The sequence below is a fragment of the Bacillus cereus group sp. MG9 genome, assembly GCF_040459995.1.
Classification (GTDB): Bacteria; Bacillota; Bacilli; order Bacillales; family Bacillaceae_G; genus Bacillus_A; species Bacillus_A mycoides.
On sequence record NZ_JARVHC010000001.1, the window covers coordinates 930399 to 951074 of the forward strand.

Below are 20676 nucleotides of genomic sequence, written 5' to 3' on the forward strand. Positions count from 1 at the left end.
AACGCATTTTACGAGGCCACCTATTCGTGGTCTTTTTATTTTACCCCCCGCATAAATATATTTTATCGCAAGAATTCATTAATAGATTTCAAACTGTCTATCTTTGCGAAAAAGTTTGACAATACATAAGGGTAGTGGTAATTTAAAACCTATAAGAAAACTCGGTATTAATTCCGAGTTTTCTTATAGGTGTAAATAGTCGAGAGGGGTCGAAATATGAAGAAGAAGTTGTTTGCATTACCATTTGTCCTACTATTACTTATTGCATTAGCGGCTTGCTCAGGGGAGAAAGATTCTTCGAAGCAAGCAGGAACTAGTAAATCAGGGACTCCGAAAGATGGAGGAACGTTAACGGTTGGTGTTAGTGATAATCCAGATACGATGAACCCGCTTTATGCGAATGATCGAGTGTCGTTAACTGTGCAGCAAGCTTTATATGCACCGCTGTATCATATGGAAGACGGTAAGAAAAAGTTTGTTCTTGCTGAGAGCTTTACGCCTTCAGAGGATCAATTAACATGGACTTTAAAATTAAAGGACAATTTGAAATGGCATGATGGTAAGAAAATTACATCAGATGATATTGTATTTACATTCAAATCTATTCTAGATGAGAAGCAAAATAGTTCAAGCCGTGAAAACTTTATTTTTAAAGGAAAGCCGCTTGAGGTGAAAAAAGTGGATGAGCTAACGACTCAATTCGTTTTACCACAAGTAAGTGCATCTTTCGAAGGGGTTATGAATGATTTCTTCCCAATTCCGAAACATGTATTTGAAGGTGAAGCGGATTTAGTGAAGAGTAAGAAAAACCTACAACCTGTAGGATCAGGTCCATTTAAATTAAAAGAGTTTAAATCAGATGAATATGTTGCGCTAGAGCGATTCGATGATTATTTTGCTGGTAAAGCGAAATTAGATTCTATCGTGTACCGTGTTGTAAAAGACCGTAATACAGCAAACGTTTCACTACAAAATGGTCAAATCAATATGAAAATGATTGAACCGCAAGACTTTAAGAAATTAGATAGCACTGGGAACTTCTCAATGGTCACATTCCCTGAAGGTAGATTATTCTACTTAGCTTATAACTTTAATACAGACCTTATGAAGAAAAAAGAAGTGCGCCAAGCGATTGCGCATGCATTAGATAAGAAAGAAATGATTAACTCAGCATTCGTTTCTAGTCAATTTGCAGAACCGGCAAATTCAATCTTAACGCCAGACGCTATGTATTATGCGAAAGATATTAAAGAGTATAAGTATGATCAAAAAGAAGCGAAAGATTTATTAGCAAAAGCTGGTGTGAAAGATAAAGAAAAAATCCGCGTTATGTATGTGACGAATAATAAAATCATGGAAAGTCTAGCACTTTATACACAGCAAAAATTACAAGAAGTTGGCTTACAAGTTGAACTGAATGCATTAGATGCTAGTGCAGCAAGTGAAAAAGGCTTAGATAAAGAGAATAAAGAATATGACATTACATTCGGTGGTTACATAATGGGACCAGAGCCAGATTCATATAAGAGCCTGTACTTAAGTAATGCGGAATACAATTATGCACGTTATAAAAATGCTGACTTCGATAAGTTATGGGAAGAAGCTGCGGTTGAAACAGATAAAACAAAACGCGCAGAGCTATACCACAAAATCCAAGATACAGCGAGAGAAGACTTACCTTATCTTCCAATCGCATATCCGAAAGCAGTTATTGCAGTAGATAAAAAGTTTGATGGGTTAAAAGAAGCAAAAGCAATTCCAGTTACAATGTTTGAAGATCTATCGAAGATTTATGAAGTGAAGTAAGAAACTGTAAAGAAGCTGGTGAAAATCAGCTTCTTTATCCCGCTTTAATGGGCAGTAAGACTCCCACCTCAAAATCTGGCGAATGCGAGGAAGTTAGGCGGGAGTAGGGCTGATTAAAGTTTCACTTTATCCCGCATTAACGGGCAGTAAGACTCCCACCTCGAAAGTCAACTGAGGCAAAGAAGTGAGGTGGGAGATCAACTGCCTGTAAATGCCCGATTGGTTCAACTAATAATCAGTGGGGATGGACAAAACCCCCACTGATTAAAGTTTCACTTTATCTTGAGGGGGGAAGTTTGTGTATAAAGTAATTGCAAAGAGGCTTTTAAATGCGATTCCGCTTTTATTTGTTATTTCTATTATTTCTTTTCTATTAATAAAACTAGCGCCGGGCGATCCTGTTCGAAACTTTGTAACGCCGAATATGAGTCCGATTGATGTCGAGCGTATTCGCAAAAGTTTAGGACTAGATCAGCCGATTTACGTGCAATATTTTTTATGGTTAAAAAATATTTTAACAGGGAATTTTGGATACTCACTTCAAAACCATCGTCCTGTTTTAGAACTTATTACAGAAAGATTACCCGCAACAATCGGGTTAATGGGATCATCTTTACTCGTCTCATTTGTAATCGCAATACCGCTTGGACTATTTACAGGTGTGAAAAAGAACTCGTTCTTTGACCGCATTGTGAACTTCATCTCCTATGTGGGAATCTCAATGCCAGTCTTTTGGTTCGCGTTACTATTAATCTACTTATTCTCTTTAAAGTTGAATCTTCTTCCGAGTATGGGTATGCGCACAGTCGGTCAAGATTCCTTCTGGGATATTGTCCAGCACGGCATTTTACCTTGCATGGTGCTAGCGTTCCAAAACATCTCTGTTTATATGAGATATATTCGCTCAAGTACCATCCAGCAATTAGAGGAAGATTACGTACAAATTCAATATGCGTACGGTGCTTCACAGAAAACAGTTTTATTTAATCACGTACTTCGAAACGTATTAATACCGATCATTACAATTTTCGGATTATCCATTCCAAGTTTAGTAGGCGGAGCGTTCATTACGGAAACAGTATTCTCATGGCCGGGACTTGGTTCACTTGGGGTAAATGCTATTTTTAGATTTGATTATCCAATTATTATGGCAATCACATTATTATCATCGTTCATGTTAATTCTCGGTAATTTAATTGCTGATATTTTATATGGCGTAGTAGATCCGCGCATTCGAATGAGGGGGTGATGGAATGAACAATAGGAGATTTCAAACGATAAAAAATAGTTTTACGAAAAATAAGTTTGTAGTAATGGGAGTTATTATACTGGGTGTTTTAACAATCGCGTCTCTTTTCGCATTCGTATCACCGTACGATCCTAGTAAAATGTCGATTCCAGATCGTTTACAAGAACCGAGTTTAAGTCATCCGTTTGGCACGGATGATTACGGAAGGGATTATTTAACGAGAGCGTTATATGGCGGACGAGTTTCCCTTGCGGTTGGTTTTCTAGCGATGGTTGTTTCCATTACAATCGGGACCGCAGTAGGAACAATTAGCGGATATTTTGGCGGAAAGTTAGACAACTTCTTAATGCGAATTGTTGAAGTTTTAATGTCAATTCCATCATTCTTTTTAATGCTGTTATTAAATGCGTATTTAAAACCAGGAATTACAACGCTTGTTCTTATTATCGGATTATTAACGTGGATGGACACCGCCCGCATTGTAAGGGCAGAAACGTTATCTGTAAAAGAGCGTGAATACGTGTTATACGCAAAAGTATCTGGACAAAAATCATTGATGATTATTGTAAGACACATCATTCCAAACATTTTATCGACCATTATAATCGCAGCGACATTAACAATTGCGACATCGATTTTAATGGAATCATCACTTAGCTTCTTAGGGTTAGGTATTAGAGAACCAGATTCTTCTTGGGGCAGTATGCTAAATAATGCGCAAGGATACATAGGTGAAGCTTGGTATTTAACACTCTTCCCAGGGTTCCTTATTTTATTAACAGTACTAAGTTTTAACGTAATCGGTGAAGCGTTGAAAAAAGCTTTCGCGCCAAAAGGGGCTCATCATGAGAACTAATGCTTTAAGTGAGGGGGAGTGAAAAGCGTGTCTGAAAAACTATTAGAAGTGAAAAACTTAAAGACTTCTTTTTTCATAGAAGACGGCGAAGTAGAAGCGGTTCGCGGCGTTTCATTTAGCTTGAAAAAAGGTGAAGTCGTTGGGATTGTTGGCGAATCGGGAAGCGGAAAGAGCGTTATGGCGAAATCGGTTATGGCCCTCGTTACGCCTCCGGGGAAAGTGAAAGAAGGAGAGATTCTTTTTCAAAATGAAAACGTGCTTTCTAAATCGGAGAAAGAATTGCGTTCTATTAGAGGAAATCAAATTTCACTTATCTCCCAAGATCCAATGTCGGCATTAAATCCAGTTGTGAAAATTGGAAAGCAAATGACGGAAGTAATTATTCGGCATCAAAAAGTGAAAAAGAAAGAAGCACAAAATATCGCGGTCAACTTACTAAAACAAGTCGGTCTTTCTTCACCGGAAGAAAGGGTAAAACAATATCCGCATGAACTAAGCGGCGGTATGAAGCAGCGGGTTATGATCGCAATGGCAATGTCTTGTAATCCAGACCTTCTCATTGCGGACGAACCGACGACAGCGCTTGATGTAACGATACAAGCACAAATACTAGATTTAATGAAAAACTTAAAAAACGAAACGAATATGTCGTTACTTCTTATTACGCACGATCTTGGAATTGTTGCGCAAAACTGTACACGCGTCATCGTTATGTACGGCGGGCTTATTATGGAAGAAGGACATGTACTTGATATTTTTCAATCGCCGAATCATCCATATACGAAAGGGTTATTAAACTCTCTGCCAAAAATATCGAACGGAGTAAAAGAAAGACTAGCACCAATTCAAGGTGTAACGCCCAACTTACTACATCCGCCGAAAGGTTGCCCATTCGCAGAGCGTTGCCCACATAAAATGGACATTTGTGAAAAAGAACGTCCGCCATATTTTGAAATCGGAAACGAAAGACGCTCTATGTGCTGGCTAAACGATAGGGCGGTAGGTGATTCCCATGCATGAAGAAAACTTAATTGAAGTTCGGAACTTAAAAAAGTATTTTTCTATTAAAAAAGGACTATTCGGCAGAAAAACAGAGCAATTAAAAGCAGTCGATGACCTAAGCTTCACAATTAAAAAGGGTGAAACGTTCGGACTAGTAGGGGAATCCGGCTGCGGGAAATCAACGACAGGAAGAAGCATCATTCGTTTACACGATGTAACTTCAGGTAACATCCTATTTGACGGAAAAGATATCGCGGATCTAAAGGAAAGTGAACTAAAAGAATACAGAAAACGAATGCAAATCATTTTCCAAGACCCATACGCATCATTAAACCCGGCAATGAACGTATTCCAAATTATTAGCGAACCGATGAACATTCATGGCTCTTACACAGCCGAAGAAAGAAAAGAAATCATTCTAGACCTTCTCAAAAAAGTAGGACTAAAAGAAGAACACCTATATCGCTACCCGCACGAATTTAGCGGAGGCCAAAGACAGCGCATTAGCATCGCACGCGCACTATCTGTAAAACCGGACTTCATCCTATGTGACGAACCAATCTCAGCACTAGACGTCTCAGTCCAAGCACAAGTCGTAAACATGCTGCAAGATATTCAAGAAGAAACAGGCGTCACATACTTATTCATCGCACATGACCTATCCATGGTAAGACACATATCAGACCGAATCGGAGTCATGTACCTAGGAAACATAGTAGAAATTGCCGACAGCGAAGACCTATACACAAAACCGGCACATCCATACACACAAGCACTACTCTCATCCATGCCAGAACCAGATCCAACAAACACAGGCAAAGAACGGATCATTCTGCAAGGCGAAGTTCCAAGCCCACTCAACTCACCATCCGGCTGCAAATTCAGAACGCGCTGCAAATTCGCCACTGAAAAATGCGCAAAGGAAGTACCAAAGATGGTTGAGATTGCGAAAGGGCATGAGGTGGCTTGTCATTTGTTTTAGAGTGGGGGAAAAGCATTGGGGGGACCTGGTGCTTTTTTGCTTTACGTGGCCATTAAGTTAACAAAGGAGATTATTAGATACGAAACGCTTCTTGTTTCAGAGATAACAAGCTTTGATTGCCGGTGCTCCAAAATTAAGTGGAGAAATCACTATGGGTATTATGTGCTAATCAAAGGGAACAGGTTCTACAAAATTAAATGTTTTAGAATTTAAGTCCTTTTTTATAGTAAATAAATTCAATATGTAGTACATATTATTTTGTAAGATGAAACAAATATTAGTTATACATGCATAATTTATAATAACCTTCATATTGGTAGGGTTAAATTTAGACTTAAGTATGAGAAATAAGGAAAGCGCGCAGAGCTAAGATAATATATAGTTATCGAAGCCAGAAATGGATACATTAAGGTGTTTTTTATACTAATATTTAGGCCCCATCATCATGAATTGATTCGCGAAGCTATCCATTGCTCTTCTATATCTATCTAAATCATCTCCTATCTTTCTAAATTCATCGATTCTATAGACGAGTTCCTTCTCTACTTCACTTAACCTTCTTTCAATTTCTTTAGCGGTATTTCCTTTCCAGCTATGTGCTAATAGTGTTTTTATGGCATTAACATTCTTTCTGTGATTTTCTAATTCTAAAATACACGATTCTAAATCATTTTTGGCACCTACTACATCGGCAGCATGTGCTATAACATCATAATTTTTCATGAAGATCACCCGTTTTTCAGTTTTGTTTATCAACAGTTTCAAATTCAACCGCTCTTTGTTCAATGAAATCAGCCTCAGAACGAATACGTTCCATATATCCTCTTTGAAATCCATAAATGCCGTATGTAAGTGTATTAATTAAATTGCCATCAACACTAGCTGGCGATTGTTGTAATACATTAATAATTTTATTGCTTGCTTGTACGATCTTTTGGTTAATATCATCAATTTCCCTTCTTAAATCTGAAGTAATTTGTTTAACTTCTTCGACTGTTAAATGAATTGTAACCCCATCAGCGCGCGGGGAACCCTGAATTTTCTCTCCTGTCTCCCCATCGTACATATTCGGCATATTTAAATAACCGTATTTATCGTGACTAAGGTTATCCATGGAATGAAAGCTTGGACCCATAAAACCCATGAAAAAACGAACAGTATTATAACCATTTGTTAAAAAAGGTAAAAATGGAATATAACCACTTGTATCATGAATCCTATTATCATTTTTTATATCTGGTTTATCTGTATAAAATAAATGACCTATACGACCTCTATTTTTATTATCATTTCCTCTAAAACCAGTAAATACAGTATCATTGGGGTTTCCGATAGTTGTAATTTGATCTTTATAATCTCCCCTTAAGGCTTTTTCCTTTTTATCTTTAGGTAATGAATCAATAACATTTGGAGCTTCGTAACTAACAACTGCTACATTATTCATAACCCCAGCATATTCACCTAAACCACCACCTAGAGAATGGCCGGTTAATGTAAGCTGGTATCCGTCTAACTCATTTTTAGGGTCTTCCATATATTTCTTTACTTCTTTTGTTAAATCATCAGCATTAGTAAATTGACTTTCTGCAACCATTTTTTGCTTTCTTTCTTTCGCCATAGCGAAATTAAATTGTTCAGTTAAAGGAAGTGATGAAGTGTCAAAGCTATTCATTTTTTCCAAACTATCTTGATTTTTTCTAAAACGATTCCCCATAACATCAAATACATCTGCATCATAAAAATCAGGTGCTTCCCAAGAGCCGCGAAAAGCAATCACAACTTGTTTTGTTTCTTCATTCTTGTAAACAGTTGCATCAAAGCTATTTTTTGAGTTATGAAGAACAGCACCATTTATTTCTACAGGTTTCCAAATCTCTTTTTGTTTACCAAATTCTACAACTTCTGTAAGAGCATCACCATAACTACTAGTAGCCAAATGGGAAAGGCTTTTATCTGAAACTGAACTTCCCATATTTCCATCTCCTCAAAAAAGATTTATAGTTATATTATAAATCTTCTTAAGGAGGAAATATATTGAATAAGAGAAAAAAGGTGAATATTGCTATTTTTACGATTTTATTATTAATAATAGGCTACATATCTTATACAATGTACAACAAAAATATTACTCAAGATAAAGCTTCAAAAGTAGCAATAAATCATATGAAGGATAAAGAAAATATAGATCTTGTAGTTACTAAAGTTGAGATTTTACATGGAGTACGTGATGGTTTTATTGATGTAGAAGGTTATTCTAAAAATGATAAGAAAAAGGTAATCCGCGTTACGATAAACAAAACGCAAAACTATTTAGTCTCTGGTTGGGGATTTAAGGATCAAAGGTAAACGATTAGATTACTCAAATAGTAAATTCAAATGAGAGAAAGGCACCTTAAGGTGCCTTTTTTAACTAGATTTATTATTAACTAATTGATCCCCACCACCAAGCTCTGCCTCAATCTGCGAAGTCTTCGATGACTCATCCATACGCCAATACGTAATAAAGCTTATCGCGATACATCCAGCTACGTAGAAGTAAAATAGTGATTCCATTCCAATACTCTTTAGCCATAATGCGATGAACTCGGCTGTTCCACCAAATATCGCAACGGTTAGAGCATATGGTAAACCTACGCCAAGTGCGCGAATTTCAGTTGGGAAGAGTTCTGCTTTTACAATTGCGTTAATGGAAGTGTAGCACCGATCATCATGAGTAAGAATGCACCGATTGAATTGGCATACTTTGGAGTGACCCAATAAAGTGAGACAAGGATAGAACACCCAGTCTGTCGTATGTAGATGTAAACGACAAATTGAAGGTGTTTCTTTCTTTTGTAGGGAGCGTGGGTGCCGGTGTGGGATTGGTTGGTGTTTTGGTTATAGTTTTCACGAAATTTGTCGGTAAGTCGATATGTTGTGTCGAATCGTCGATATATTCGGAGTTGTGATCGATATAATTGGATAATCGTTGATATATTTTTGTAAAGAGTGGGATTGGTTGTAGATTAATGGTCAGCGACTGTCTATATTTGTATCTCCTATCATATAATTCCCTTTATTTTTCAACTATAATTTTAATGACGAACTTCTTTTTGTTGGGAAAGCACGTAAAGTAAGACAACGTATTAAAAATCATCGTGATGAAGTGTATCGTATTGATATATGTATTGTAGAAAATCCGATGGAAAGAGGAATTTACGAAACATATATGATTAACGAATTTCAAGCGAAGTATAATGTGGATAAAGTATTTTATAAATAACATCAACGTAAAACATGATCTTGGTACTACATCAAAATCATGTTTTTTATATGTAATAAAAACAATTGATTATTCTTAATTATTCGACAATATGCAACAATTTAAGATTGTATTTTTTGCTATGATAAGTAAGGAATTTATATATCGTGTTATTGGGGGATAAAAAGAGATGTTGAAAAAATTTACTACATGTATTTTAGGTGGCGCTTTAGTATTCAATTTATCTGGTTGCGGCAATGCATCCGAAAAAACTTCTTCAGAATCTAAAGAAACCAATTCTAAACAAGAAGAAAAGAAAGTGCAAACAACTGATGAGGCGAAAACGAAAGAGAATACAAAGCAGAAAAATACAGAACAAACAAAAGAGAAATCAAAAGTAAAAGAAAAAGAGTATGCTGTAAACAAGGATTTTCATACACCTAAATTTGATGTAACTGTAAAAAGAGTTGTAGAAAGAGATAAGGTTGGTAAAGAAAGTATAGGATTCCAAGAACCTGAAAATGGACATGTATTTATTGTTTTAGAAGTAGAAGGGAAAAACATCACAAACGAATCGATGAAATTAGCCGTTTTACCATCAGTGGATTTAGTGGATGAAAATGATAATGCTTACCAAAGTGATGTGTGGGCAGCTAGTAGTTATGAGGTTGAAAAAGGTGAGACCTCTACTATTACTAAGGAATTAAAACCAGGGGAGGTAAAGAGACAAAATAAAGTTTACGTGATTAATAAAGAAAAATTTGATACAGGAAAATGGTATGTACTTGTTAACCATGAGTATAAGGAACAAATTAAATAGTGTTTATTTATTAAGAGGAGATGACTCCTCTTTTTTTGTTACAAGTTAACACAGGATTTCGTTATAATGTAGAAATTTAATGTTTTCGGAAAAAAGAATTGACTTCTATATTAGTTGTAACTAAAATGGTTACATAAAGATGTAATTGATTTAGTTACAACTAATATCAGCTAAAAAATATGATTTATATATTTAATTAAGGATGGTGGTCCATACGTTGCCACCCGGTGTAGACAGTTACTAACGCATTCAAATCAATGCATATTCCAAGCTTTAGTATTTTCTGTTACGGGGCAATAAGGTGCAGCGTTATCTTTTGTTAAAAACCTTGGTTGATCTTTCTTTGGAAATATTAGTTTTGGGGAAATATAGTAAGGTATCTAAAAAAAGAACAAGGTATAAAAAGATGTACTTATATAAACCAAAAATTTAGTTGAGCTGGATAATAAAAAGAAAGGTAGGAGATTTAAATGGAGACGAAACAAGATAACCTTATTTACGTATGGGACGCATATTGTGGATGGTGCTATGGTTTTTCAGAAAGTATTAAAGGATTTTACAAAAACCACACTGAAGTGCCATTAATGGTTTTATGTGGAGGGTTATTTTTAGATAATTTACCAATGAAAAACTTCTCATATATAGAAGAAGGAAATAAAAGAATTAATCAACTTACAGGTGCTGAATTTGGTCCTTCATATCAAAAACTGGTGGAGGAAGGGACTTTTAAAATGAATTCGAAAGATGCTGCAATTGGCTTTTCAGCTTTACGATCATTAGCGCCAGACCGTTTGTTAGAATTCACTTCAGCTATGCAAAAAGCGTTTTATTATGAGGGACAAAGTCTGAGTGATCCTGAAACATATCGTAAGATTGCAATTGAGCATGGTTTGAATCCTGAACAAGTACTAGAACGTTTAAACGCTCAAGAAACAATAATAGATGTCCAAAATGATTTCAATAAAGTTCGACAGCTGGGTGTAAATAGTTATCCTTCATTACTTTTACAAAAGGATAATCAAATTATCCCTATTGGTGGTGGGGTAATGACGCCGGATAAAATCGAAGCACGTTTTAAGAATTTTTAATAAGAAATATTAGATTAAAGTATATAACATTTAACTTTTAATAAAGACCAGAAGTAGATTGAAATGTATCTTTCTTATAACAGTTTTTGTTTCAATTTATTTCTAAAGAGGATTCAATTTTACTATAGGCCATAGTGGCAAACATGTTATCTTACGCCAGCTGATATTCTGATGGTGCTAACACATTTTCAGGTGAATGGAAGAGGAAGCTTCTGTCGGAACAAGTTAAAAATATGTTAACTAGTTAATAACTTTAACAAAAGGAGAATAACATTCTATGTTTAAAACAATTGATACAAATCAAAAAGATGTAAAATTGACGGTGTTTAATTCAGACGAAAAAAGTTTCATGGTCACTGCAACCTTAGTTGAGAAAGCAGGACATGCGTTTTTAATAAACTCAAAATTTACTCAGTCTGATTCGAAAGAAATTGTTGAGTATCTGAAAAAAAACGACTTATCTTTAGATAAAATCTTTATTACTCATGGGGATCCTGATTACTACTTTGGATTAGAAAATATTAAAGCTGCTTACCCAGAAGCTATAGCGTATGCTACAGAGTCTACTGTTGAACATATTGTTCATTCTGTCTTAGGGAAATTAAAAGTTTGGAAAGATGCCCTTGGAGAAAATGCACCAAGTAACGTGGTATTACCTCAAGTGTTTAAAGAAAAAACGATTAATTTTCAGGGGTTAACATTTGAACTAGTAGGCTTAGATTATTACAGAACTAGCTTATTTAATAAAGAGCTAAAAGTATTAATTGGTGGTATTGATGTATTTAACGAAATACATGTATTCTTAGCGGATACTAGCTCAAAAGCGGCGATGGAGACATGGATTGAGAACTTGAAAGTGTTACAAGCATTAAATGCTGACATAATTGTACCTAGCCATGGATCAATCGAAAAATCCCTAAATAATCAAGCACTTACTGCGACAATGGATTATCTAAGAACTGCGGTTCAAGCTTCTGAGGAAAGTGGAACTTCAAAAGATTTTGTGGCAAAACTTGAAGCAGCATATCCAGGCTATGCAAATAAAGGTGTATTAGAATTAAGTGCAAAAGTTGTAACAAAAGAAATGCCTTGGGGTTAATGTTATGAATAAATATCAAAAACTATTACATGAAACGTATGTGTTAACTGGCGAAGGAAAATTGGATGCGTTCAAAACGTATTTAAGTGAAAATGTATCTTGGACAGAAGCTGCTGGGTTTCCATATGCAGGTACTTATATAGGTCCAGATGAAGTAGTGAAAAACGTACATGAACGTCTTGGTACGGAATGGGATGACTATAGTGCTAAAGATGAAATTTATACTTTTAATAACAATACTGTTATCGTGTATGGAAAATATAGTGGAACATATAAAGCTACGGGGAAGTCATTTGTAGCAGATTTTTGTCATCTTTATAAGTTTGATGAGAACAATAAGGTTAAGAAGTTTATTCAAATTGTGGACAGTGCAACTGTTAATGAGGTATTAAGTTAGAGTTAATCGTTTCTAATATGCCTTGTATAGGGGGGAGTGTTAGGATAAATGAAATTTCCTAACATTACCCCTGACATTACATTTTTGGGAAGGGTTTTACTTCCCAATCGTGTTATGGAATATAATTTATATGATTAGAAGAGGTAGGTATATATGAAATTAGAGAAAAATTTAATAGTAATAATTATTTCTGTGTTTATTTTAGGAATTGTGTCGACTTTGATATTTCAAGCTTCCACCGGTAATAACAAAGGTAACTCAATAAAGAGCGAGAATGTTGCTTCTGTATCAAAAGAAGTGAAAGAAAATGAAAAGAATAAAAAGATGGTAGTTGATTTCTATAATGAAGTTTTTAGCAAACATAATATCGATATTATCCCTAAATATGTTAGCGAAGATTATAAGCAACATAATCCTTTTGTTGCTGATGGACGAAAAGCCTTCATGGATTTCTTTAAGGAGGATTTTGTTAAAAATCCTAATTCCTCTGCAGAGATTAAACGTGTGGTAGCTGAAGGGGATACAGTTGCTCTTCATGTACATTCTCGTACTAATTCTCAAGATAAGGGAGTTGCTATAGTGGATATATTTTGTATCAAGGATGGAAAGATTGTTGAACACTGGGATGTAATTCAAGAGATTCCAAGTGAAGCAGCTAATGATAATACGATGTTTTAGATAGAAGATATATCTAATAATTGTTTAATTGATAGTGCTGTATAGAATTTAGAAATTTAGATAAGTAAAGGAGATGTCCTAGTACCATGCCTGGGACATCTCCTTTTTGTTTTAACGAGATTTAATTTATTGTTATTTGTATTTTTTTATGTACTACTATTCGAGTACACATCATTTCAGGCGGTTTTCTTTTATCCCGCATTAACGGGCAGTAAGATCCCCACCTCAAAATTCAGCGAAAGCAAAGAAATTAGGTGGGGGTCGGGCTGCCCGTAAAAGCCCAATTGGTGAGGGCTGATAATCAGTGGGGATGAAGAGAACCCCCACTGATTAAAGTTTCACTTTATGCTTCTATATCTTTTTCCTCTTCTACACCAGCAAAAGCAAATTAGATAAAAATGTAGGGCTTAAGTAACTAAAATAAAGAAAAAGCCATACAAGTAGTATGACTTTCTTTGCGAAACAATTAAGCTTGTGATGCAGGCGGTCTTCCATGATCGTAAGTAGGTGCACCGCCACCATTACCGTGACTATACGCTAAGTCAGGTCTTTGAGGTGACCAGCCTTCTCCATGTGTTGATTGTAATTTATTAACGTTCTCTATCTTTGCTGTTTGTTGTGTTTCAGGAATAGTACTTAATCCGAAAGACATAATACCTGTAGCAGCTAAACTCATTACCGTTAAACCAAGCTTTTTCATTACTTTAACGCCCCTTTAGCTAATAATTTTGTTCTTGCTTCAAGACCTAAACAGAAATAGTCACTAGATGTTTGGTACTCACACGCAGTATGTAATCTAGTTGCTAACAGTTCTGCATATTCTTCTACATAATCCCAAAGTGTTTCTCTTTTGAAATAGGAAATACCTGCAATAGTTACTCTTTTTAATTCTTCAATAGAAGCATTGTTATTTAGTGCTTTTAAAATGGTAAAGTGATGCGTGTATTCTTCATTCTCTAGGTTTAAACAAATTTTTAAACCTTTTTCAATTAGGTCAGAGGCAATATTTGTTTCACCTAACTTAGAATATTCTCTAGCTTGTAGGAAAATAGCTTTAAAATGATTAGGAATTTTCTCTGTTACTTCTGATAAGTGACGAATAGCTGATTCAGAAAGATTTTGACTTGAATATAACCAACCTAAATTGTGGCGGACTAATGAAATTAATGTTTCTTCGTTATTCTTGTTTAATAAGTTTAATGCAGAATTTAAATGTTCCTCGGCTTGTTCAAATTGTTTTAGAGATACACAACTCATTCCGATTGTATTTTCACAAGAAGCTACATTACTTTCATAACCTTGGTGTTTAGAGAAGATATCTTTTGAAGTAGTTGCATAACGAATAGCTAAAAGTGGTTCGTAGGTGTTATGGTAAAACAAAGCTAACTTAGATTGAAATTCAGCTTGTTCGATTTCATTGGAAACATATTTCAAAAGAGATTCAGCTTTTTCATAATGATTTTGTGCCTCATTATGGTCAGTGAGTATCATGAAATGTACAGCTTTATAAAAATGATAATAATAAGCTAAGAAACCATCAGTCGGAGTTTCAAAAGAATCAATTTTATCAAAACTACTTTTAGTGATACTGAATCTATCGGTAAGTGTTTTAAAACGAAAATCTAATAGAGAGTAGTATAATAATAGGTTTTGGTCTTGTAGTTCTGCGTTTTCTTCAGTTTTTAAAATTTTAATATATTCATCAAGTTCTTGTTTTAAGTTTGTTACTTTTGAAAGTTGTTGTTGTAGCATTAATTGATACCAGTCATTAAGTAACTTTGTAATCTTTTCATTCCCCTTCACTGGAACCTGCATATAATCCCTTCCTTTTCTGAATAGTCTTACATTAAATAATAGCAAGAATAGAATATAATGGAAATTGAAATTTGATATTTCTCAACATTTGTTTAACAATTTTATTTTCAATGTATATTTTAAATATATTTAAATGCAAGGGGATTTTCTATGAAGAAAAAAACGGTAATTATCTTATCCATTATTTGTATTATAGCAGGAGGGTATTTTACTATGGAATACTTAAAACAAAAAGAAAAAGAAGAAAAGTTTTGGAAAGACCAAGAAACACGGATAGGAAATTATATTCATTACAATATTCAGGATGTAAAATGTATTACGTTTACAAAACATGATATAAGTCCGATGGGTGTTCCTAGATTAAAAGGATATATAAACAATAATGAAAAATTAGATTTTATAGCTTATATTAGTACTACAGAAAATTTTGAAGATGATTTTACACGTTCTAGAGAATTAGGAAAACTTATAAAAGATCCTGAAAAATCGGTATCTGAAATTGAAAAAGAAGAGAAGGAAAAGAAACAAGAGTAGTCTTTGCGATTACTCTTTTATTTTTCTATAATAAAAGAGTTGAAAATATGAAAGTAAACTAATAATAAAAAGTTTGCTTTCAAATTAGAAAGGGTTAGTCCCTCACTCTACTCCAGCTAAAAACCTCACACCCAAAAACAAAGGGGAACTCAATTATTCAAATTCATATAAAGTTTCAATCTTGTCTAAGCATCCATTAGGATATACAATTGATCATCTATTTTTCTTTACATAATCTCCAGATACAGTCCATATCAACTATAGATTCTTGTCTTATGCTAAATGTAGTTCCAAACAAAACAAGGAGGTAATGAAAAATGATTAAAACATTATTAGCAGGAGCACTTTTAAGTACAGGATTGGTAGCGGGGGGTGCAGTAGGTGCAGATGATGCGAAAATGGACAATTTAAAATCAAATGAAAATAGTTCAAATCAAGTAATTACACAAAGTGCAGATGGAACAACGTCTTTCTCACAAAACTTTGATTTACCTAAAGATGCAGTGCCAGCAACTCCTAAAGGAGACGCAAAAACTGTTGAAAGAACAGAAGGTACAGGTTCTCAAGAAGGAAAAATGGTGCCAACAAAAGAAGGTACAGATTCTCAACCTGGATTTGAAATGGGAGCCCCTGAAAAACCAGAACATGCAAAAACTGTTGAAAGAACAGAAGGTACAGACTCTCAAGAAGGAAAAATGGTACCAACAAAAGAAGGTACAGATTCTCAATCTGGATTTGAAATGGGAGCCCCTGAAAAACCAGAGCATGCAAAAACTGTTGAAAGAACAGAAGGTACAGACTCTCAAGAAGGAAAAATGGTACCAACAAAAGAAGGAAATTAAATAATATATAGTTATAACGAAGAGCATCCAAAAAGTGGTGCTCTTTTTATATTATAGGGATTAACTAGTTTTACTCAATATAGAACTGTAGCGGGAATTGAGGCTAGAACATGGGGGACTATCTCTTCAAATCATGGTGTTTGGAGCACTAGTTTTGGTGGTAACGTTACAACATAAACATTTTATTAGAGGTTTTTTAAATTTACATACACTCTAGATAAACTACATATCAACTTCAGATACTTGTTTTATGATACAAGTAATCAAACAAAAGGAGGGCAATACAAAATGATTACAACAGTATTAACAGGGCACTCTTTTAAGTACAGGAGATTATTAACAGGTGGAGAAAATGTTGAAGATGTACAGACAGATAAACATATTCCATATGAACAAAATGAATTGCAGCAAACTCTAGAAAAGTACGATTCGAAGAAATTTGAGTTATAAAAAGAAAATAGATAAATATAGTGAAAATAGATAAATTGACAAGAGAAAAGCACTTTGTGTATATCACAGGTGCTTTTTATTTTCATTTTGATATAGGGCTTGAATTAAATTTTTACACTAAAATATGTACGACAAAAAGGGGGGAGTTCATTGCACAAAGTTATTTATGGAATATTAATTTTAATTTATACTTTGTATTCATTTTTTGTAAGTGATGGAAGTGAAGTAAGGTTTATTATGCTGTTAACTATAGTACTTATCTTTTCTGTGGTTTTAGAAAAAGGAAATGCAAACAAAACGACTGATTAAAGGTCTTTTTGTTTGCATTTTTTAGTTGGCTATTAAAGTCCAGATGTTTTAGGGATAGCACCAAATCGCCATCAAGCTTAAAGAACGATTTATCGCCAAACAATAAAAATGAGCTTTTTATTACAAGTTAGCACCAAATTTCGTTTTTGGGACACTATTAAATTTTTAGTGGATGAAAACACCAGCCTAAAATAGAAAACTTTTAACCTATTATCACTTATTCCGTAGCTTTTAAGGTATTTAACACGACCTTGGTTGCGTCTGCAATAAGTTTATCATCGTATTTAGCATCTTCTTTATCATGATTAGAAAGTATAGCAAGAACAATCGGCTTTTTATTTGGTGGCCAAATAATTGCGATATCATTTCTTGTTCCGTAAGATCCCGCGCCTGTTTTATCAGCTACTTCCCATCCTTTTGGTACGCCCGCACGAATCAATTTATCTCCAGTTGTATTTCTCTTCATCCAATCTACTAATAGTTCACGTTTTTCTGTTGGAAGTGCAGTTCCTAATGTAAATGATTGAAGTGTCTTAGCTATCGCTTCTGGTGTACTGGTATCATGTGTTTCTCCTGGATGCACTTCATTTAATTCAGGTTCAAATCGTTCTGAAGTAGTAACAGTATCTCCCATTTCTCTCAAGATTTTTTCAAATTCAGAGGGCCCCCCTAACTGTTTAAGAATCAAATTATGTGCTGTGCTGTCACTATATCGAACAGAAGCATCTGCAAGTTCTTTTAACGTCATTCCTGTATCAACATGCTTTTCAGTAATTGGATTATAATTAGAAAGATCTTCATGAGTATACGTAATCCTTTGATCAAGAGCTTCTAATGAGTTCTTGCGTAAAAGAGCGCCCACAGCTAATGATTTAGATGTAGATGCAAATGCAAAACGATCATCTGAATGATAAGCAACAGTTTGATTTGTACCTGTGTCCAGTGCATAAATACCAAGCTTAGCATCATATTCTTTTTCAAGTTTAGTAAAAGAATGATTACCTGTATTTTCTTGTTTAATTTGATTAGCTTGATTCGTTTGTTTAGGTGGTTCAGATTGAGTGTTACTATTGGAACAGCCTATAAGTGATACACATGAAAGTAATACTACAGGCACAATCTTTTTGTAATGTAAAATGTTAAAGAACTTGTTTAAAACGAACATAAATTTTCAACCTCTTTCAAGAATATATGGATTTTGTCTAGGTATTCTAAATACCAATGAAATTAAAGATGGCATAGGGTAACAATACTACTGCAGCTAAAATTTCACAGGTTAAAGGACATCCAAAACGTTTATCCCGCTATTTGTGGGCAGTAAGACCCCCACCTCAAAATTCAGCGGAAGCAAAGAAGTTAGGTGGGGGTCGGGCTGCCCGTAAAAGCCCGATTGGTGAGGGCTGATAATCAGCGGGGGATGAACAAAACCCCCACTGATTAAAGTTTCACTTTATATGATTGATAAGTCACGGTTTGGGCTGTTTCTTTTTTGTTTCCACTTGTAATGGTTCACCTGTGAAAGTATTACAATACATATTTTTTACTTTTGGGAATAATAAGTCCTTTCTTTTTTTTGTAATACATAAAAATAGATGTCAAACGGGATATGTTGTATCCAATCTGGACAACTAATATTAGAAATACACTTATTAGACACTCTAAGTAATAAATTTGTTCCACTTTAAGATGAGGAAGAATTTGGGGTTTGTAAAATAACAATGGAACTACGTGTTTTTTCGTCATACAAAAACCTCTACATATAAGTAGAGGTTTTTAAATTGTATATTAATGAATTATGCTTTTTTAGATAAAGCAAATCGAGTTCAGGTAAACGAAGAACATAGAATACGTAATTTTAACTAGATTTATTATTAGCTAGTTTATCTCCACCATTAAGCTCCGCCTCAATCTGCGAAGTCTTCGATGACTCATCCATACGCCAATACGTAATAAAGCTTATCGCGATACATCCAGCTACGTAGAAGTAAAATAGTGATTCCATTCCGATACTCTTTAGCCATAATGCGATGAACTCGGCTGTTCCGCCGAATATCGCAACTGTTAGTGCATACGGTAAACCTACACCAAGTGCGCGAATTTCAGTTGGGAAGAGTTCGGCTTTTACAATTGCGTTAATGGAAGTGTAACCAGTAACGATAATGAGGCCGACCATCATGAGTAAGAATGCTACAATTGGTTCTGTCGTTTTTTCCATAAAGAAGAAGATTGGTGCTGTTAGTAACGTTCCGAGAATACCGAAAGCCATTAATAGTGGGCGGCGTCCAATTTTATCGGATAATAGCCCTGCAATCGGTTGAAGTACAACGAATATAAGTAGTGCGGCAAAGTTAATCCAGCTTACAACTTCTTTCGGGAGACCGACTGTGTTTACCATGAACTTTTGTAAATATGTTGTGTACGTATAGAATGCAACAGTGCCTCCTAGTGTTAGGCCGACTACTGTTAATACTGCTTTCGGGTGTTTCATAAGAGCGCGAACGGTTCCTGCGCTTTCGCGATTTTTAGATTCCATGTTTGAGAACTGCTCCGATTCATCCATCGTACGGCGAAGCCATAATACAGCTACTGCTCCCATCGCACCAATAATGAATGGAATACGCCATCCCCAAGCTTTCATATCTGGTTCGCTTAGTAATTGCTGAAGAACAATTTGAACACCTAACGCAACCATCTGTCCAGCAACGAGCGTTACATATTGGAAACTTGAATAAAAGCCACGGCGTCCACTACTAGCCATTTCAGATAAATACGTTGCGGAAGTTCCATACTCTCCGCCAAGTGATAACCCTTGAAGTAAACGAGCAAGAACTAAAATAATTGGCGCCATAATACCGATGCTTTCGTAACTAGGTGTACAGGCGATAATTAAAGAACCACCGGCCATAACTGTAATGGAAAGCGTTAATGCTGCCCGGCGTCCGTGCCGATCTGCATAGCGTCCCATTAATAAACTTCCGATAGGGCGCATTAAAAATCCGACAGCGAAAATAGCGGCTGTGTTCAGTAATTGGCTCGTTGGATCTCCTTTAGGAAAGAACTCTGCTGAAAAATAAACGGCGAAAGCAGAGTAAACGTACCAGTCGTACCATTCAATTAAATTGCCGACGGAACCTTTGAAGATATTGCCGGCGACTCGGTTAGATTTTGCTTGAGCCATAATAATTCCTCCTCTTGCTTATAAATAAAAAGTATATATGAAAGCGTGTTTATTATAGTTGAATTGTACTGTTTACAGAGTTAAATCTCAATATTATGACAATTTTATTCTTTTTGTATTTTATGTACATGGAGAGTTTTAACATATTATCCGAAAGAAGTCTCCTTCCTCCAGCGTGTGAAAAACGATAGTCAGCGGTAGGTGGGAGATGAATTTCGGTTTGGCGTAGCCAAACATTTGGTTTTCCTATTTATTTCGCCCCTGATATAATCAGTCTTATAAGAGGTAAAGTTTGGTATAACAATGAAAGTAGATAATAATCAGATTGTG

The 20676-nt window shown here is 35.1% G+C and carries 21 protein-coding genes and 2 pseudogenes; 16 read left to right on the top strand and 7 right to left on the bottom strand.

The window, feature by feature from the left end; translation table 11 throughout:
- The first annotated feature begins 216 nt into the window (after positions 1-216).
- The 5 genes from QCI77_RS04680 to QCI77_RS04700 all read left to right on the top strand — a co-directional run bounded on the left by QCI77_RS04680 (position 217) and on the right by QCI77_RS04700 (position 5895).
- Positions 217-1806 (top strand): ABC transporter substrate-binding protein, encoded by a 1590-nt coding sequence (locus QCI77_RS04680; RefSeq protein WP_353824568.1) that lies wholly within the window; start codon positions 217-219, stop codon positions 1804-1806.
- Positions 1807-2104: 298 nt separating this feature from the next.
- Complete coding sequence (locus QCI77_RS04685) at positions 2105-3055, top strand: ABC transporter permease (protein WP_353824569.1); 951 nt, start codon at positions 2105-2107, stop codon at positions 3053-3055.
- 4 nt (positions 3056-3059) lie between these two features.
- Positions 3060-3911, top strand: a complete 852-nt coding sequence (locus QCI77_RS04690; protein ID WP_002186601.1) for an ABC transporter permease — start codon at positions 3060-3062, stop codon at positions 3909-3911.
- Between the two features lie 27 nt (positions 3912-3938).
- On the top strand, positions 3939-4931 hold the full coding sequence (locus QCI77_RS04695; RefSeq protein WP_113769009.1) for an ABC transporter ATP-binding protein: 993 nt from the start codon (positions 3939-3941) through the stop codon (positions 4929-4931).
- On the top strand, positions 4924-5895 hold the full coding sequence (locus tag QCI77_RS04700; RefSeq protein ID WP_353824570.1) for an ABC transporter ATP-binding protein: 972 nt from the start codon (positions 4924-4926) through the stop codon (positions 5893-5895). Before QCI77_RS04695 ends, QCI77_RS04700 begins: the two co-directional genes overlap by 8 nt.
- 423 nt (positions 5896-6318) lie before the next feature.
- Here QCI77_RS04700 and QCI77_RS04705 read toward each other — a convergent pair whose 3' ends face one another.
- A complete protein-coding gene (locus tag QCI77_RS04705) occupies positions 6319-6618 on the bottom strand; it encodes a hypothetical protein (RefSeq protein WP_353824571.1) in 300 nt (99 codons plus the stop codon).
- A gap of 16 nt (positions 6619-6634) precedes the next feature.
- Positions 6635-7672 carry a lipase family protein gene (locus tag QCI77_RS04710; RefSeq protein WP_353825756.1) on the bottom strand — a complete coding sequence of 346 codons (1038 nt, stop codon included), beginning with the start codon at positions 7670-7672 and terminating at the stop codon, positions 6635-6637.
- A gap of 257 nt (positions 7673-7929) precedes the next feature.
- On the opposite strand from QCI77_RS04710, the gene QCI77_RS04715 reads away from it, so the two are divergent.
- The gene (locus QCI77_RS04715; RefSeq protein ID WP_088035318.1) at positions 7930-8241 is read left to right on the top strand and encodes a hypothetical protein; all 312 of its coding nucleotides are present in this window, start codon (positions 7930-7932) and stop codon (positions 8239-8241) included.
- 60 nt (positions 8242-8301) lie between these two features.
- On the opposite strand, the pseudogene QCI77_RS04720 reads toward QCI77_RS04715, so the two are convergent.
- Positions 8302-8624: pseudogene (locus tag QCI77_RS04720) on the bottom strand (alpha-ketoglutarate transporter); the annotation flags it as partial.
- Positions 8625-8950: 326 nt separating this feature from the next.
- On the opposite strand from QCI77_RS04720, the pseudogene QCI77_RS04725 reads away from it, so the two are divergent.
- From QCI77_RS04725 to QCI77_RS04750, 6 genes and pseudogenes are all read left to right on the top strand, one after another.
- Positions 8951-9157 (top strand): annotated as a pseudogene (locus tag QCI77_RS04725) (GIY-YIG nuclease family protein); the annotation flags it as partial.
- Positions 9158-9326: 169 nt separating this feature from the next.
- Positions 9327-9956: a hypothetical protein gene (locus tag QCI77_RS04730; RefSeq protein ID WP_088035320.1), complete on the top strand. Its 630-nt coding sequence runs from the start codon at positions 9327-9329 to the stop codon at positions 9954-9956.
- Positions 9957-10426: 470 nt separating this feature from the next.
- Complete coding sequence (locus tag QCI77_RS04735; protein ID WP_088035322.1) at positions 10427-11044, top strand: DsbA family protein; 618 nt, start codon at positions 10427-10429, stop codon at positions 11042-11044.
- A 277-nt stretch (positions 11045-11321) separates the two neighbouring features.
- The gene (locus tag QCI77_RS04740) at positions 11322-12143 is read left to right on the top strand and encodes an MBL fold metallo-hydrolase (RefSeq protein WP_088035324.1); all 822 of its coding nucleotides are present in this window, start codon (positions 11322-11324) and stop codon (positions 12141-12143) included.
- Between the two features lie 4 nt (positions 12144-12147).
- Positions 12148-12540 (top strand): nuclear transport factor 2 family protein, encoded by a 393-nt coding sequence (locus tag QCI77_RS04745; protein WP_088031561.1) that lies wholly within the window; start codon positions 12148-12150, stop codon positions 12538-12540.
- A 153-nt stretch (positions 12541-12693) separates the two neighbouring features.
- Complete coding sequence (locus tag QCI77_RS04750) at positions 12694-13218, top strand: nuclear transport factor 2 family protein (protein WP_353824573.1); 525 nt, start codon at positions 12694-12696, stop codon at positions 13216-13218.
- Between the two features lie 466 nt (positions 13219-13684).
- Here QCI77_RS04750 and QCI77_RS04755 read toward each other — a convergent pair whose 3' ends face one another.
- Together QCI77_RS04755 and QCI77_RS04760 are read right to left on the bottom strand one after the other, a co-directional pair.
- The gene (locus tag QCI77_RS04755; RefSeq protein ID WP_046957198.1) at positions 13685-13918 is read right to left on the bottom strand and encodes a Phr family secreted Rap phosphatase inhibitor; all 234 of its coding nucleotides are present in this window, start codon (positions 13916-13918) and stop codon (positions 13685-13687) included.
- Entirely contained in the window at positions 13918-15033 is a 1116-nt protein-coding gene (locus tag QCI77_RS04760) for a response regulator aspartate phosphatase (RefSeq protein WP_046957197.1), read from the bottom strand. Before QCI77_RS04760 ends, QCI77_RS04755 begins: the two co-directional genes overlap by 1 nt.
- Before the next feature lie 150 nt (positions 15034-15183).
- On the opposite strand from QCI77_RS04760, the gene QCI77_RS04765 reads away from it, so the two are divergent.
- The 4 genes from QCI77_RS04765 to QCI77_RS04780 all read left to right on the top strand — a co-directional run bounded on the left by QCI77_RS04765 (position 15184) and on the right by QCI77_RS04780 (position 17168).
- Positions 15184-15567, top strand: coding sequence for a DUF1433 domain-containing protein (locus QCI77_RS04765; protein WP_088032095.1), 384 nt, complete (start codon positions 15184-15186; stop codon positions 15565-15567).
- A 317-nt stretch (positions 15568-15884) separates the two neighbouring features.
- On the top strand, positions 15885-16409 hold the full coding sequence (locus tag QCI77_RS04770) for a hypothetical protein (protein ID WP_061689535.1): 525 nt from the start codon (positions 15885-15887) through the stop codon (positions 16407-16409).
- A gap of 288 nt (positions 16410-16697) precedes the next feature.
- Positions 16698-16859, top strand: a complete 162-nt coding sequence (locus tag QCI77_RS04775; RefSeq protein WP_002150223.1) for a hypothetical protein — start codon at positions 16698-16700, stop codon at positions 16857-16859.
- Positions 16860-17009: 150 nt separating this feature from the next.
- The gene (locus tag QCI77_RS04780; protein ID WP_000549711.1) at positions 17010-17168 is read left to right on the top strand and encodes a hypothetical protein; all 159 of its coding nucleotides are present in this window, start codon (positions 17010-17012) and stop codon (positions 17166-17168) included.
- A gap of 217 nt (positions 17169-17385) precedes the next feature.
- Here QCI77_RS04780 and blaIII read toward each other — a convergent pair whose 3' ends face one another.
- A complete protein-coding gene (blaIII, locus tag QCI77_RS04785) occupies positions 17386-18333 on the bottom strand; it encodes a class A beta-lactamase BlaIII (RefSeq protein ID WP_353824574.1) in 948 nt (315 codons plus the stop codon).
- Between the two features lie 690 nt (positions 18334-19023).
- Complete coding sequence (locus QCI77_RS04790) at positions 19024-20346, bottom strand: MFS transporter (protein WP_353824575.1); 1323 nt, start codon at positions 20344-20346, stop codon at positions 19024-19026.
- Positions 20347-20676: the final 330 nt, after the last annotated feature.